The organism is Cupriavidus sp. CuC1, from assembly GCF_044627735.1.
In the GTDB taxonomy this organism is placed as follows: Bacteria; Pseudomonadota; Gammaproteobacteria; order Burkholderiales; family Burkholderiaceae; genus Cupriavidus; species Cupriavidus ulmosensis.
Map to the genome: position 1 here is coordinate 50,627 of NZ_JBIUHC010000041.1, position 15,412 is coordinate 66,038.

General features: G+C 67.7%; 11 protein-coding genes. 6 read left to right on the top strand and 5 right to left on the bottom strand.

Annotated features, from left to right (window positions below; all coding sequences use genetic code 11):
• Nucleotides 1-14 precede the first annotated feature (14 nt).
• Nucleotides 15-2,423, top strand: a complete 2,409-nt coding sequence (locus ACGLHR_RS19125) for a polysaccharide biosynthesis tyrosine autokinase (protein ID WP_400095874.1) — start codon at nucleotides 15-17, stop codon at nucleotides 2,421-2,423.
• A 315-nt stretch (nucleotides 2,424-2,738) separates the two neighbouring features.
• Nucleotides 2,739-4,580 (top strand): alpha/beta fold hydrolase, encoded by a 1,842-nt coding sequence (locus ACGLHR_RS19130; RefSeq protein ID WP_400095863.1) that lies wholly within the window; start codon nucleotides 2,739-2,741, stop codon nucleotides 4,578-4,580.
• Between the two features lie 547 nt (nucleotides 4,581-5,127).
• Here ACGLHR_RS19130 and ACGLHR_RS19135 read toward each other — a convergent pair.
• From ACGLHR_RS19135 to ACGLHR_RS19155, 5 genes are all read right to left on the bottom strand, one after another.
• A complete protein-coding gene (locus ACGLHR_RS19135) occupies nucleotides 5,128-7,371 on the bottom strand; it encodes a polysaccharide biosynthesis tyrosine autokinase (protein ID WP_400095864.1) in 2,244 nt (747 codons plus the stop codon).
• On the bottom strand, nucleotides 7,368-7,832 hold the full coding sequence (locus ACGLHR_RS19140; protein ID WP_400095865.1) for a low molecular weight phosphotyrosine protein phosphatase: 465 nt from the start codon (nucleotides 7,830-7,832) through the stop codon (nucleotides 7,368-7,370). The genes ACGLHR_RS19135 and ACGLHR_RS19140 overlap by 4 nt, the downstream gene beginning before the upstream one ends.
• 11 nt (nucleotides 7,833-7,843) lie before the next feature.
• Nucleotides 7,844-8,938, bottom strand: coding sequence for a polysaccharide biosynthesis/export family protein (locus ACGLHR_RS19145; protein WP_318231547.1), 1,095 nt, complete (start codon nucleotides 8,936-8,938; stop codon nucleotides 7,844-7,846).
• Nucleotides 8,939-9,220: 282 nt separating this feature from the next.
• Nucleotides 9,221-10,162, bottom strand: coding sequence for a response regulator transcription factor (locus tag ACGLHR_RS19150; RefSeq protein ID WP_400095866.1), 942 nt, complete (start codon nucleotides 10,160-10,162; stop codon nucleotides 9,221-9,223).
• A 228-nt stretch (nucleotides 10,163-10,390) separates the two neighbouring features.
• Nucleotides 10,391-10,663: a hypothetical protein gene (locus ACGLHR_RS19155; protein WP_400095867.1), complete on the bottom strand. Its 273-nt coding sequence runs from the start codon at nucleotides 10,661-10,663 to the stop codon at nucleotides 10,391-10,393.
• A 387-nt stretch (nucleotides 10,664-11,050) separates the two neighbouring features.
• On the opposite strand from ACGLHR_RS19155, the gene ACGLHR_RS19160 reads away from it, so the two are divergent.
• The 4 genes from ACGLHR_RS19160 to ACGLHR_RS19175 all read left to right on the top strand — a co-directional run.
• A complete protein-coding gene (locus ACGLHR_RS19160; protein ID WP_400095868.1) occupies nucleotides 11,051-11,911 on the top strand; it encodes a class I SAM-dependent methyltransferase in 861 nt (286 codons plus the stop codon).
• Nucleotides 11,908-13,095 carry a glycosyltransferase gene (locus tag ACGLHR_RS19165; protein WP_400095869.1) on the top strand — a complete coding sequence of 396 codons (1,188 nt, stop codon included), beginning with the start codon at nucleotides 11,908-11,910 and terminating at the stop codon, nucleotides 13,093-13,095. The genes ACGLHR_RS19160 and ACGLHR_RS19165 overlap by 4 nt, the downstream gene beginning before the upstream one ends.
• Nucleotides 13,096-13,158: 63 nt before the next feature.
• Nucleotides 13,159-14,439, top strand: a complete 1,281-nt coding sequence (locus ACGLHR_RS19170; protein ID WP_400095870.1) for a hypothetical protein — start codon at nucleotides 13,159-13,161, stop codon at nucleotides 14,437-14,439.
• A partial coding sequence (locus ACGLHR_RS19175; RefSeq protein WP_400095871.1) for a glycosyltransferase family 2 protein occupies nucleotides 14,436-15,412 on the top strand: 977 nt, incomplete at its 3' end. The genes ACGLHR_RS19170 and ACGLHR_RS19175, both read left to right, overlap by 4 nt.

Consider the following 15,412-nt stretch of genomic DNA (forward strand, 5'->3'; position numbering starts at 1 on the left):
TTGCCGTGAAGAGGTTGTACTTTGCCGGTGCGTCGCCGGCTGCAAATGAGCCGGCGCAACCGCGAGCGCCCGGATCGCGCGCGCTTGTTGATCACCTTGGCTGGATCGTTGCGCTGACGCTTGCCGGTGGCGCCATCGGTGCGCTGGTTGCGCTGTCCATGCCGCAGCGCTATCGCGTCGAGGCGCTGGTGCAGGTGGAGCCGCGCGATGGCGGGCAGAATGCCGCCGTGCGCGGTGGGACGCAGGGCGGCCCCGCCGCCCCGTTCGATACCGGCATGCTGACCAGCCGCGCGGTGGTCGGGCCCGTGGTGGAGCGGCTGCACCTGGACATCTCGGCGGTGCCGTTGCGCGCGCCGCTGGTGGGTGCGCTGGCGGCGCGCTTTGCCGAGCCCGGGCAGGCCATGGCGCCTTGGCCGGAAAGCCTGGGCTACGCCTGGGGCGGCGAGCGCATCCAGATCGACAGCCTGGCGGTGCCAGAGCGCCTGCTCAACGTGCCGCTGATGCTGGAGGTCCAGCCGCAGGGCCACTATCGCCTGTATGCCGGCAAGGCGCTGCTGTTCGAGGGCGTGACGGGCGAGCCGGCCGCGGGCAACGATGTGGAGCTGCAGGTGGCCAAGCTCGATGCGCTGCCCGGCGCGCGCTTCGAACTGATCCGCCATGATTCGCTTTCCACCGTGGATGCCATCTCGCGCGAGCTGGTGGTGGACGAACACACGCGCGACGCCGGCACGGTGCGCATCTCCTGGCGCTACCCCGATCGCAAGCTGGCCGCCGCGCTGGTCAATGGCGTGGCGCAAGCGTATATCGACAGCCAGACCACCCAGCGACGCGACGATGCCGCCGGCAGCCTTGCCTTCGTCACCGGCGAGCTGCCGCGCGTGCAGGGCGAGCTGGAGCGTGCGGAGGCCGCGCTCACGCGCTACCGCGCCCGTAGCGGCACCATGGCGCCGACCCAGGACGCGCAGTCGTACCTGAGCGGCAGCATGGACTATCAGCGCCAGATAGCGGCGCTGCGGCTGGAGCGCACCCGCCTGCTGCAACGCTTCACCACGGACAGCAATGAAGTGCGCACCGTCGACACCCAGATCCAGGAGCTCAGCAAGGTGCGCCGCGACATGGATTCGCGCATGCAGAACCTGTCGGAGACGGAGCGCGAGTCCGTGGCGCTCACGCGCGACGTAAAAGTGGCCGAGGACATGTACATGACGTTGCGTAACCGGATGCAGCAGCTCTCGCTGGTGCGCTCGGATCGCTCCAACAACATGCGCATTGTCGATGCGGCGCTCCCGCCGGCCCGGCCGGACGGGGTGGGCCCGTGGCCGTTGACCGGCGGTGGCGCGCTGCTCGGGCTGTGCCTTGGGCTGGCCGGCGTGGCTGCGCGGCAGCGCTACCGGCCCTCGGTGGCCGATGCGGCCGACGCCGAGGCGCGGCTTGGCATGCCCATGCTCGGCGAGATCGCGTTCAGCAGCGAGCAGACCGAGCTCGAGCACCAGTCCGAAGTGCATCGCCGCCTGGGCATGATGATGGGCTTCGCCCCCCAGCCCACCCCGCGGCTGTATGCCCCCGCTCCTGGCAGCGCATTGGCCGAACCCGGCGGCTTCTCCGCCGGCGAGGCCGAGCGGCTGCAGCGGTGCGGGCTGCATGACCGCTTCCTGCTGGCGCGGCGCTCGCCGCACGCGCTCGCGGTGGAGGGCCTGCGCAGCGTGCGCGCGGCCCTGCATTTCGCCGTGCGCAACGCGCCCGATGCGGTACTGGCCGTGACCAGCCCGGCGCCGGGCACCGGCAAGACCTTTGCTTCCGTTAACCTGGCCGTGCTGTTCGCCGAGGCTGGCCAGCGCGTGCTGCTGATCGACGCTGACCTGCGCCGCGGCAAGGTCGCCAACTGGTTCGACCAGGCCGCCGAGCCGGGGCTGGCCGAACTGCTCGCGGGCCATGCCGAGCTGGCGGCCGTGGTGCGGCCCACCGTGGTGTCGGGGCTCTCGGTGATCACTGCGGGATCGATGCCACCCAATCCCTCCGAGCTGCTGATGATGCCGGCGCTGGCCGAGACGCTGCAGGCCTGCAAGGCCCGGTTCGACCTGATCATCATCGATACGCCGCCTGTGCTGGCCGTGGCCGACGCCACCCTGGTCGCCAACCTGGCCGGCTCGACGCTGCTGGTGGTGCGCGCCGATGTCACGCCTGCCGCGCAAGTGGATGAGACGCTAAAGCGCCTGGCTCGCGCCGGGGCGCGGCTTGCCGGCGGCATGCTCAACGGCGTCACGCGCCGGCGCAGCAACCGCGCGGACTTCGCCACGATGAGCCCGTACCTGGGGCTGCCGCTGCCGCCCGCGCAGCCCGAAGCGCTGGCGCTGGAGTCACGCCCCGCGCGGGCCGCTACGGCAGAGCGGCAGGCAGGCCATGGCTCCATGCCAGCCGGCTGATAGCGGGAAACGCCAGGGAAATCTCCATGAGCGTACCCGTTTCTGCGTGTGGTCGGACCCTGTGAAAAGCCGCCTTGCAACCAGCGCGCAACGTGCCCGGCACGTTGCGCGTTGTCGTGAAATTCGCTGCCTGTTGCGGCCAATGCTGGCCGCTGGGAGGGCCGGGACGCGGATTTTGAAGGATTGTGCCCGGTCGGGAGCCGCCGGCGGGCACGGTGCACGGACACGAACAATCAACAGCAGAAGGCAAAGCGTACCCGTTTCTGCGTGCGCCAATGCCAGGGGCCAACGCCCCGTTTTTCTTTGGGAGAACGCATGAAACCGGTCTTGTTCGACGGCTGCGCCGGCTGGCTGCACGAGGCTGCAGGCACGCTGGGCGTGGTGCTGTGCAACCCGCACGGCCACGAGGCGATGTGGTCGCACCGGGCCTTTCGCCACCTGGCTGGAGACCTCGCCGCGGCGGGCTTGCCGGTGCTGCGCTTCGACTATCCCGGCACCGGGGACTCCGCCGGCACCGACGCCGACGGCGAGCACATTGCCTGGTGCGTGCATGGCATCCTGGCCGCGGTAGCCACGCTGCGCGAGCAGGCCGGGGTTAGCCGGGTCGTGCTCTGCGGCCTGCGCCTGGGGGCCACGCTGGCCGTCCTGGCCGCCGAGGCGCTGGCCGCGCGCGAACCCGATGCTGTGGCAGGACTGGTCCTGGTGGCGCCGGTGGTCAGCGGCCGCGCCTATCTGCGCGAGCTGCGCGCGTTGCACACCAGCTGGGTCAACAACGTCATCCCTGACATCGAGCTCGCGCCGCCCACCGACGGATCGCTTGAGGTGCTCGCCTATCGCCTCCAGCCCGACACCGTGACAACGCTAGAAGGCTTGCGCCTGGACCGCCGCAAGGGCTGTCCCGCGCCGCGGGTGCTGTTGCTCGACGCCTGGCCGGGGGCCACGTCCCCCGTCGCAGAAATGGGTACGCTTTATCGCGGCTCGGGCGTCGAGGTCACGCTGGGCGCCTTTGGCGAGTATCCCGGCATGATGCAAGCCGCCGAGTATGCGCAGGTGCCTGAGACCGCCTGGCAAGAGGTGCTGGCCTGGGTACGCCCGGCCATCGCCGCCGGGCGCAGCGGCGCCGCGCGCGGCGTGCCAGCGGCAGGCAATGAGGGCCTCGCGCTCGAGTGCGAGGTGGACGGCGTGCGCGAGCAACGGGTATGGCTGGACCGCGGCCGGCAATTTGGCATCCTTTGCCAGCCCGCGCGGCGCGGCGCGAGCGATGTCGCGGTGCTCTTTCCCAATACCGGCGGCAACCACCATGTGGGCGACGGTCGGGTCTTCGTGAGCCTGTCCCGCGAGCTGGCGCGGCACGGCGTAACCGCATTGCGCCTCGATCTCTCCACGCTGGGCGATAGTCCGGCCCCGGCTCGCCAGATGAGCATTCCCGCGGTATACGCGCAGAGCGCCTGCGACGATGCCAGTGCCGCCGTCGACTGGCTGCGCGCACAGGGGTACAAGCGCATCGTCATGTCCGGGGTTTGCTCGGGCGCGTTCATCAGCCTGCACGTGGCGCTGCGCAATCCGGCGGTCAACGGCCTGGTCCTGGCCAACCTGGCGAAATTCCGCTGGGACGATGCCGACACCGCCGCGGTGAACGAACGGGTACAGTCCATGCGGGGCTACGTGGCGGCTGTGCGCCGCGCGCAGAACTGGCAGCGGCTATGGCGCGGCCAGGTCAAGGTCTGGCCGATCCTGTCCGGCTTCGCACGCCGGTGCAAGCGGCGCGTGGTGCAACGCGCCGCTGCCGCCGTGGCGCGCTGGCGCGGCGGCGACGACACCACCACCGTGACCGGCTTCGCGCGGGCCGCCATGCGGGAACTCGACCGGCGCGGCGTGCAGACGGACTTCCTCTACGGCATGAGCGATATCGGGCTGGAGGAAGCCAAGGACCACTTCGGCGGCAACCTGGAAGCGCTGCAAGGCCTGGCCAACATTCGCGTGCGTACCCTGCCCAAGTTCGATCACTCGCTGTTTCTTGCCGACAGCCGCGCTGCGCTGGGTGCGCATCTGGTGCGCTATATCGAGGTGCAGCTGGCGCGTGGCGAGCCGGTTGAGGCGAGCGAGGAAAGAGCCGGCGCGCTGGCGGAAGCGGTGTCAGGCACGGCGAGCGCCTGAGCGGGGGGCCAGCCGCCGCGCACGACAAGAAGGCGCCGGAAACGCCGGCGCCTTTCAGACTGCTGACAAACCTGATGCGTTAGCCGAAGCTGCCGAACGGGCCACGGCCGCGAGTCATGACGACGGCTGTTACTCCCTCTCCCCTCATGGGGAGAGGGCCGGGGAGAGGGGTGGCTTAGCTAGGAGCCACATGAAGCGAAGCCCGTGGTGTGTTCCAGCACGCAGGCGTAACGAGCGCCCGCCCTCTCCCCCAGCCCCTCTCCCGCACGCGGGAGAGGGGAGCACGACAGCGCAGATCCGGCTTTGTCGGCAAGCTGAAGCCAGCCACCGAAGCGACTGGCCTCAGACTGCTGACAAACCTGATGCATTAGCCGAAGCCGCCGAACGGGCCACGGCCGCGCGCCATGACGACGGCTGCTACTCCCTCTCCCCCAGCCCCTCCCGCACGCGGGAGAGATGGAGCACGACAGCGCAGATCCAGCTTTGTCAGCAAGCTAAAAGGCGCCGGATACCCGGCGCCTTTGACTAATCGCTGCGCGCAGCGGGGTTACCGGCTCTGCACGGTATCCACATCCTGATACTTATAGCTCAGGTACCGATACTTGCCAAAGTTGTAATGCGCCCGATACCACCGCCCTTGCACATTCAACCCATTGAACAGCACCCCCTTGACCTCCCCGCCAACCTGCCTGATCGCCCTGCCCGCGGCTTCCAGCTCATCTACGGTAGTCGAGTCGGCCCGAGCCACCATGAAGACCGCATCCGCCTTGGTAGCAAGGATCCCGGTGTCCGAGGCGGCCAGCACTGGCGGCGTATCGATCAGCACGATGTCATAGTTCGCCTTTAGCGCATTGAGCAGCGCATCCATCGCGGGACTCAGCAGCAGGTCCGCGGGATGCTCGGGCAGTGTCCCGGTGGGAATGAAATCCAGCCCGGGCACAACCTGCCTGCGCACGGCGGGTTCTACCGGCGCGCCCTGCAGCAACTCGGTCAGGCCGGGGCCGCGGTCGGTGTCGAAGCGCCGGTTCAGGTTGCCCCGCCGCAGGTCGGCGTCGATCAGCACCACGCGCTTGCCGCCGGCGGCGAGCACCGCGGCGAAGTTGGCACAGATAAAGGATTTGCCGACGCCCGGCGCCGGGCCAGTCACCAGCACCACCGGATGGCGGTTGCCAAGCAGCGAGAACTGCAACGCGGTGCGGAAGCTGCGCAAGCTTTCCATGGCGGGATCGTCCGGCATCCGGCAGGCCAGCAGCGAGACTTTCGGGTTGCCCTGCGTGGCCAGGCGCGACTGTTCCGGGCTGAACGGGATGGTGGAGTACACCGTGAACCCTGTCAGGCTTTCGATATCGTCCGCCTCGGCGACGCCGCCGTCCAGCATGTGGCGCAGGCACACCACGATCAGCGCGCCCACGGTGCCAAGCATGGCCGAGAAGATCACCAGCAGCGACCGGTTGGGCCGCACGGGCTGCAAGGGCACTTCAGCCGGGTCGACCATGCGCGCGGTGCCCACCTTGCTGGCCTTGGTCAGCTTGAGTTGCTGGGCGTCGTTGAGCAACGACTGGTACAACTCGGTGCTGACCTTGACGTCGCGCAGCAGGCGCAGCACGTTTTGCTCCACCTCGGGCAGCTTCTGGATGCGTGTGGTCACGCCGGCGAGCGCCGTGTTCAGGCCGGCGATCTGCTCGTCGATGATGCCGATGCTGGGGTGGCTGCCGGTAAAGCGCGTCACCAGTTCCTGGCGCTTTGCGCGCAGCTCCTGCAAGCGGGTTTGCAGCTGCACGGATTGCGACAGGATCAGCTTTGATTCTTCGCCCAGGTCGATCGTGCCCCGCTGGTTGCGCAGCGCGTTGTAGCGCGTCTCGGCCGTTTCCACCTGCTGCTTGACCTGCGGCAGCTGCTGGTCGAGGAAGGCCAGGGATTTCTCGGCCTCCTCCGCCCTGCGGCGCACGTTCTGGTCGACATACTCGCTGCCGATCTCGTTAAGCGTTGCCGCGATCAGGTCCGGGTCCGGGCCTTCAAGGGTGATGCCGATCACGCCGCTCGACTTGCCGCGCTCGGCAATCTGCAGGGATTGCTGCAACTGTGCGATGGCAATGGCCCGCGGCAGCCGCGTCACGTTGAAGGTCGCGCCCGGATTGCCTTCGAGTTCCGTGATGAGGATCTCGATGTTGCCGCGCGTGGTCGGTACAACGAGCGGCTGGCCGATGGTGCCCGTTGCCATGGTCTGCTCGCCCTTGATCTTCAGCCGGTACCGTTTGCCGTCAAGGGCCGTCACCATCATCCTGGTGCCCTCCAGCCGCGTCGGCATGTCGAGGCGGCCTACCGTGATGCGTTCGTCGCCCCAGACAAAGCCGCCCCAGCCAAAGAGGCCGGGTTCCGACAGGCCAGGGTTGTAGCGAGCCAGCGCCTGGCCGATCACCGGAAAATAGCTCGGCTTGGCGTCGATGAAAAGCTTCAGGCTTTCCACGGCCTTGCCCACCACCATGCGCGAGTGCAGCAGCTCGATCTCCGCGGCGGCGGCCGGCTTGACGTCGAAGACCGGCGCCACGCTGCCCGCGAGCTTGCTGTTGGTGCCGCTGCCCGTGTCCTCCACTTGCACCACGATATCGGTATGGTAGACAGACTTGGTGAAGAACGCGTAGGTTGCGCCCAGGCCGAAGACCGTGCCTGCGATCAGGATGAAGGTCCAGCGGTAGCGCATCAGCACGTCGAGATAGCCGGTCAGGTCGATCGACTTCTCCCGCTGAGCGCGCCCCCCCGGCAGTGCCTCGTGTGGATTGAACGTGTTCATGCTACCTCCCCGTGACATTGGTCCCGAGCAATGGCGCGAATGCGCACCGACCATGAATCGACCCCTTGCCTGATCAGCCCCAACACGATCCTGAACATATTCTGCGAACAGCCATAGGGATCGGGTACGTCGGCGTGCATGAATTCGCAAAGCCGGTAGACCTTGCCGCGTGCATGCGGATACTGGCGCTCAAGCGCTTCTCTTTGTTCTGTGTCCATCACCAGCACCAGGTCGGCGCCGTTGATCATGTCACCGTCCACGGCGCGCGCGCGGTGCCCGGCGAGATCGAGGCCGTCCTCCGCAAGCAGGCGCACCGTATGCGGGTCGGCGGCGGCGCCCTCCAGCGGGGCCAGCCCGGCAGAGCTCACCGTGCAGCCGGGCAGCGCGTGGCTTAGCAGGCCCTGTGCCATCGGGCTGCGGCAGGTATTGCCGATGCAGACAACCAGGATCGAGCGGATCATTGCGGGCTCGCCTACTTGACCACGCTGGCGGCGCTGAAAACCCCGCCAGTCGACGGCAGCAGCAGGTTGACCACGCGGCTCCAGCGCACCAGTTCACGCGCATCGACAAACACCACGTCTTTCGCCTCGAGCTCGAAGCCTTCGGCGATGGCCAGTGCCACGGGCGAGGTGGCATCCAGGTGGTAGACCTTGGGCTCGCCGTCCGCCGCCTTGCGGATCACGAAGATCTGCTCGGCATTGGCGGTGTTCGGGTTCACGCCGCCGGCGTCTCCAATGGCTTCGTTGAGCGTCATGCGGCCGTTGCGCATCAGCAAGGTGGTGGGACGCACGACTTCGCCGGTGACGAAGATCTTGCTGTCCTCGCGCTGCTCCACGCGCACGATGTCGCCGTTCTTCAGCATGATGCGCGAGGGGTCGATGCCGCGCGCCAGCAGCGCCGGGATGTTGACGTGCCAGCTGCGCTCGCCGCGGGTGACGCGGATGCGGCTGTTGTCGCCCGTCAGGTTGAGCACGCCGCCCGCGCGATTAAGGGCTTCGATCAGCGTCATGGGTGCATCGTCGATCGGCTGCATGCCCGGCGTGCGCACTTCACCATCCACGTAGATGCGCTGGCTGCGGAACGCAAGCACGCGTACCGTCATCTGGGGATCGCGCACCACGCGCGAGAGCACCTTGGCGATCTGGTCGCGCACGTCGTTGGCCGTCCTGCCGGCGACCTTCATCACGCCGGCATAGGGAAACTGGATATCGCCCTGCGCGCTAACTACATAGCCGGGCACATTGGAGCCACCGCCCACTGCGGGGATCTCATACGCGGCGCCGATGCTGTAGGTCTGGTTGGGAAAGACCAGTTCCGGGTGATCCCACACCACCACCGAGACGATGTCGCCCGGGCCGATGAGATAGGGTTGCGGCTTGCCGTAGAGCTCGTCGAGTTTCTCCACCTCGCGTTGCGCCATGGTGCGCTGGTTGCGCACCACATCCAGCGTGATCGGCGTGATGTTCGGCATGGAATCGGGCCCGACCGCGCCCACCGGCGCCTTGGGGTCGAAGTGCATGCCCGGTGAGCTCGCGCATGCGGCAAGCAACAGGGTCGCGCAGAGCATGGCGAGGCATGCCAGCGGCCGGCATTGGCGTTGCGCGCCCGTGTGTTGCCAATCATGGTCGGTGATCTCGTTCACGGCAGCCTCCGGCATTTGGCGACAGGGACACCGCAACTGCTGCGACAGTCCCCCGATGCTGTCATCCTAGGAGGCGGGGAGTGGCCAATCGGTGCGCTGTCACACATTGCACTGCGATGCTGGAATGCTTGCCGGAGGACTTGGACAAAAGAATACGGCGGCAGGCTTGTGCCCGCCGCCGTTGGTTGACTGCGCCGCAACCGCGTCTCAGCGCATCGCGGCGGACGCGCCCGTGCCGTACTCCGCGACCGCGCGTACCGGCCGGGTGCCGGCAGACGGTGCGTTGCGCGCCGCCGTGCGCGGTGTGGCTTCGTCGCCGCTGACCCATTCCAGCGACGCGCCGCGCTGGAGCGCCGCGTAAACCGCCTCGCCCTTGTTGCGCACCTTGAGCCGCTGATACAGGGTGCAGGCGTGGCTCTTGACGGTCGCCACCGAGATATTGAGCATGCGGCTCACGGTCTTGATGGGATGTCCGCGCGCAAGCAGCACCAGCACCTCATATTGCCTCGGCGTGATCTGCAGCATCTCGGCTTCGTCGTACGCGGTCTCGCCGTGGCCGCCGGTGCCACCGGCATCGACTCCCACAGCGCTCTGGCGAGCTGTGGCTGCCAGGGATTCGCGCGAGGCTGGCGTGGCCTGGATGCGCATGCCGGCGGGGCTGCAAGGCGCGCTGTCAGCCAGCGGCGCCTGCACGGGAGCGCGGCCCCCGACAGGATAGTTGCCGGCCGACAGGCCCGGCGAGCCACTGCTTGATGCGCCGGCTTGCCGGTTGTTCTGGCCGCGCACGTATTGCCCGCCAACCATGGCCAGGCGGATGCCGGCTTCCAGCACGGCCAGCGACGCGGATTTCGGCAGGCAGCCGCAGATGCCTTGCGCCATGGCGAGCGCCGGAATCTGCAGCGGGAGCATATCGGCGAGCAGCAGCAAGCGCTCGGCCGAGAGCACGGAGCGTACCTTGTTGAGGAGTTGCCATCCGGCCTCGGTGTCGGCAGGCATGCCGAACACCAGCAGGTCGCAATGATTGCCGTCCAGCAGGGCGACGTCGGCCGGGTCGACGGTGATGACGTGGTCGACGCCATGAATGCGTTCGAGCATTTGCAGCAGCCCGAGACGCAGTAGTGGGTGACCCTCGATGAGCAGCGCGTTCATGTTCTTATTTCCCCCCCCGTATGATTGCGGTAGGAAACAGGTTGAACGCAGCGGAATAATGGCCTGCGCGACCCGCGTGGTCCCCACGCGTGCCGCCCTTATTTATCCCCGTACCACCGCCAAGGCGGACTGTCCCTTTTTATTGTCGGGAACTGACCGCTAGCCGGAAGGCTGACCCCCTGAACCCACCCCAAAATGCCATTCGTCTTAAAACGAATTAAGGTCATCTTATGGTCTGATCTGCACGAAATCAAGTTGCTTTAGCGACGCCCAAAACAGGGTGGAGAGCTTTGTTCTCATCATCCGGAAAGCCTTGTTGGTGGCCGCCTGGCGGGTTACCCGAACGGGTGATGGATAATCGCCGGGATTACGTTTCAAGACTGAAACAGTAATTGGCGAATAATGTTTCACCGTTGCAACAGAAAAGGATGTTGCTAGCGCATTGATGGCTTTTCCGGGTGGCGCGCCCGCGCGGCGAATCAATCTTGAAACTCGCTCCAAGGTGGAGTCCGCGGCCTACTTGCGCCCTCGGCATGAGCCTTGGACGACAGCTGCACGACAAACGGATGAGAACCCTCTCAGCCATCAGGATGAGGGGAATTGTCCAGCCGGCTCGCGAGCGTTCCGCCGAGCCGGATGCCCCCTTGCGCAACAGGAAAGCGATGCTGGCGCTACCCGCCGCCGCGCCTGAAGCGACCCCGCGGATACCCCGCATCGCACGCCGCCATTGCCTGTTCCCCAGCGTGGCGACCCGTGTGTGGCAACGTACAGAAACCCGAATCCCGCCCCGGCATCCTCACTGCACGCAGACCGGTCATCTGCCCAGCAAAGCCTGCCAGCCGCACAGCTGCGCTTTGGTCCAACGTTGCTTATCTCCACGAGGTTGTCATGGCTTCAGGCACGGCCCAGGATCGTATCAATCAACACGCATGGCGTAGCTGGGGCGCGCGACGGTGGTTCGGCACCGCCACCGATTGGACCGACCCCGGCGAGGCCGCCGCGATCGCCTGGGTGGCAGACGAAGTGCGCGGCCAGCCCATCCTCGACGTGGGCGTGGGCGGTGGGCGCACCGTTGCGCTGCTGCGTGCGCTGAGCGACGACTACACGGCGGTCGACTACATGCCGGAAATGGTCGAGATCTGCCAGCGCAATCATCCCGGCGTGCGGGTGCTGCAGATGGATGCGCGCAACATGTCGCGGTTTGCGGACAACAGCTTTGCGCTGGTGATGTTCAGCTTCAACGGCATCGATGCGGTCGACTATCCGGGGCGCGTCGCCATCCTGCGCGAGTTCGCGCGCGTGCTGCGGCCCGGCGGCCTGATGCTGTTCTCCACGCACAATATGCGCGGCCCGAGCTATCGCGAGAATCTCTCGCGCTTCGTGCGCTTTCCGCATCTGTCGGCCAACCCCATCGCGGTCGGCATCGACACCGCGCGGGTCATCTGCAACCTGCCGATTGCCACCTTCAACTACCTGCGGCACTCGCGCTTGAACCGCGAGTACGACGGCTACGCCATCCGGGTTTGCGCCGCGCACAAGTTCGGCATCGTGATCGTCTATACCGAGCTCGCCGCGCAGAAACGCGCGCTCGCGGAGCTCGGGCTGCACACCGATGTGGTGTTCGGCAACCTGAACGGCGAGCCGGTGCGCGAGGGCCAGGACCTGCGCGACATGTACTGGTTTCATTTCATCGCGCGCAAGGCTGCGGCCGGCGAGTTGTCACCGTCGGCCCTCGGGACCCGGCAATGAAGATCCTGCACGTGATCTCGTCGATCGATCCGGGTGGCGGCGGTCCCATCGAGGGCGTGCGCCAGCTGCGCGCGCCGCTGCGCGAGCGCGGCGTGCAGGTGCAGGTGTGCTGCGGCGACGCGCCCGATGCGCCCTGCGTGCGCGATAGCGAGCTCGACGTCATTGCGCTGGGGCCTTCATCGTTCAAGTACGGATTCAACCGGCACATGGTGGCCTGGCTGCGCGCGCATTGCGAAGAGTACGACGCGGTCATTGTCGAAGGGCTGTGGCAGTTCCACGCCCTGGCCGTGTGGCTGGCGCTGCGTGGCAGGCGGGTACCGTATTTTGTGTTTACGCACGGCATGCTGGACCCCTGGTTTCGCGACCACTATCCGCTCAAGCATCTCAAGAAGAGCCTCTATTGGCTGGTGGGGGACTATTGGGTCCTGCGCCACGCGCGCGGCGTGCTGTTCACGTGCAGCGAGGAAAAGCTGCGCGCCAGCGGCGCGTTCTGGCCGTATCGGTGCCGGGAGGTGGTGGCAAGCTACGGCACGGCGCAGCCGCCGCAAGACAGCGTGCCCTTGCGGGAGGCCTTCTTCTGCGCTTTCCCGGAGGTGCGCGACAAGCGCAGCGTGCTGTTCCTTGGCCGGATCCACGAGAAGAAGGGCTGCGACCTGCTGGTCGAAGCCTTCGCCGGCGTGGCCGCCGAGCATCCCGCGCTGCATCTGGTGCTGGCCGGACCGTACGACGCCGCGTTGCGCGCGGCGCTGGAGCAGCGCATTGCCGCGTTTGGCCTGTCCGCGCGCGTGAGCTGGACCGGCATGCTCAAGGGCGATCTCAAGTGGGGCGCCTTTCACGCGGCCGAGGTGTTCTGCCTGCCTTCGCACCAGGAAAACTTCGGCGTGGCGGTGGCCGAGGCGCTTGGTTGCGGCGTGCCGGTGCTGATCTCCGACAAGGTCAACATCTGGCGCGAGATCGTTGCCGACGGCGCCGGGCTGGTCGGCCCCGACACAGCGCATGGCGCTGCCGCTACCCTGCAGCAGTGGCTGCAGGCCGAGCCCGCCGCGCGGGCGCGCATGCGCACTGCCGCGCGGCTATCCTTTGCCCGGCGCTTTCAGGCCGGGCAGGCGGCGCAACGCCTCCTCGACATCATCCATGGCGCGACCGAGGCCGCGCAGCCCGTGCAGCAAGCGACGGCGGGATAGAGGAGACAAGGCCATGGTCGCGCCATCATGCCACAGCGTCATCGCGCGGGGAGCGGGACCGCCGTGAAGCTGCTCAAATTCCTCGTCTATGCGGTGCTCTCGCAGGGGATCGGCGCCATCACCGGCCTGCTGCTGGCGCGCTGGCTGGATGTGGGCGACTACGCCATCTACACCGTGGTCGGCCTGATCATGGGCGCCATCGCCATCGTCACCAAGGGCGGCATCCAGCTTGGCCTGAACGCCCTCCTGGGCAAAACCTGGCCGGACCGCGAGCGTGCCGCGGAACTGGCTTGCGCCGCCATGGGCCAGCGCTGGAAGCTCTCCGCCTGGCTGCTGCCGGTGGTGCTGGCAATGGCCGCGTGGCTGCTGTATCGCAACCATGCGGGCGTGATCCTGATCTTGCTACTGCTGGCGTTGCTGCTGGTGACCTGGTACTTCGACATGCAATCGCGCGTGGTGGACCAGGTGCTGCTGTTCGCCAACCGTGCGCCGGCGCTGCAGGCGCTCGATGCCGGCTTGTCCGTGGGGCGGCTGGTGCTGTCGTCCGCGCTCTACGCGCTGGGCCTGCTCGGCGTGCTGGGCGCGACACTCGTCAACGTGCTGTTCGCGGGACTGCGTGTGCCGTTTGTCCGACGCTGGATCGCGCGCGAGATACCACTGGCGGCGCATGCCGCCAGCGTGGGCAAGGTGGAAGACAGCCAATACATCGGCCGCATCATGCGGCGGCAATTGCCGCTGGAGGCGTTCTACTGCGTCCAGGGGCAGCTGGTGTTTGCCATCGTCGCCTATCACGGCGCGGTCGGGCAAACGGCCTCGCTGGGCGCGCTGTCGCGCATCGGGCAATTGCTGATGCCGGTGGGCGCCGTGGTGGCCGCGTATGTGATCCCGCGCTTCGCGCAAGTGCGTGAAGGTGTGCTGCGGCGTCTTGCCGGCTGGGTGGCGCTGGCCTGTCTGCCTGCCGCCGCGCTGGTGCTGCTCGCCCTGGCTTGGCCTGGGTTGCTGTTGTGGCTGGTGGGGCCGAACTACGCCTCGCTGGGCGCCGAGCTGGTGATCGCCTGCCTTGGCGCGGGCTTTGCCAGCGTGGTCGGCATCGCCTGGCAGTTGCTGGCCAACCGGGGGCTGAATCACTTTGCATTCGTGCAGGTGCCGGTGGTGCTCGCCTGGTGCGCGGTAGCGCCGCGCTTTCTCGACCTGACCACGCTCGATGGCGTGCTGTGGTTCCAGCTCGGGCTGTCGTCGGGGCTGGCCGCGGCCATCGTCTGCGAGATCGCCGCCGCCGTGCGTGCCGGGCGCCTGCTGCCAACCGACGAGCGCCTTGCCCCCCATGGAGGAAGCATGCAATGAGCGATGCGCCAAGCGTTACGCTGATGGTCCCGACCTACCGGCGCCTGGACATGCTCCAGCGTTGCCTGCAGGCTGCCGCCGCGCTTGTGCCCGCGCCCAGCCAGCTGATCGTGGTCTGCCGCAGCGCTGACGATCCCGACACGGCAGCGTGGCTGGCAGATACGGCGCAGGCTCGCTATCCGGCGCTGCTGGTAGTCAAGGTGATCGAGCCGGGCGTGGTGGCCGCCATGAACGCCGGCCTGCCGCACGCAACCGGCGAGCTGCTCGCGATCCTGGACGACGACGCGTTGCCGCGCGCGGACTGGCTGGCCCGCTTGCTGCCCCACTTTGCCGATGCCGCGGTGGGCGGCGCCGGTGGCCGGGACGTCGTGCGCGGCGCCGATGGCGAACCGCTGGCGGTGCCGGATGTGCCGCTGGCCGGCTATCGCGACGGCTGGGGCAGGATCATCGGCGAGACCCATCGCGTGCGCGGCACGCCGCGCGCGGTGGAAACGCTCAAGGGCTGCAACTGGATCCTGCGCCGCGCGGCGCTGGGCACGGCGCGTTTCGACGAGCGGCTGCAGGGGCACGGCGCGCAGCCCGGTAACGAGACGTGGATGTGCCAGATGCTGCGGCACGCAGGATGGCGCCTGGTGCTCGATCCCGGCGCCATCGTCGACCACTATCCGGCCGCGCGCTACAACTACGAGCGCGAGAGCTATGCGCGCAAGCGCTGCTTCGAAGAGACCTGCAACATGGCGGCGATCTCGATGGCGTACGCGCCGCCGGCGATGCGCCTGCGCCTTGTGTTGTTCCAGCTGCTGGTGGGATCGCGCAGTTGCCCGGGCGCTTACTTCCTGGCGCACAGCCTGCTCAAGCGCCCACGCTGCCTGCCCGGGCAGTTGCTGGGTGGCTGGGGGGGCTTTGTGCAGGGCGTGCGCCTGGCGGGCACGCTGCGCATGCAGCCGCCCGGCCGGCCCACGCGCTGGGCCGG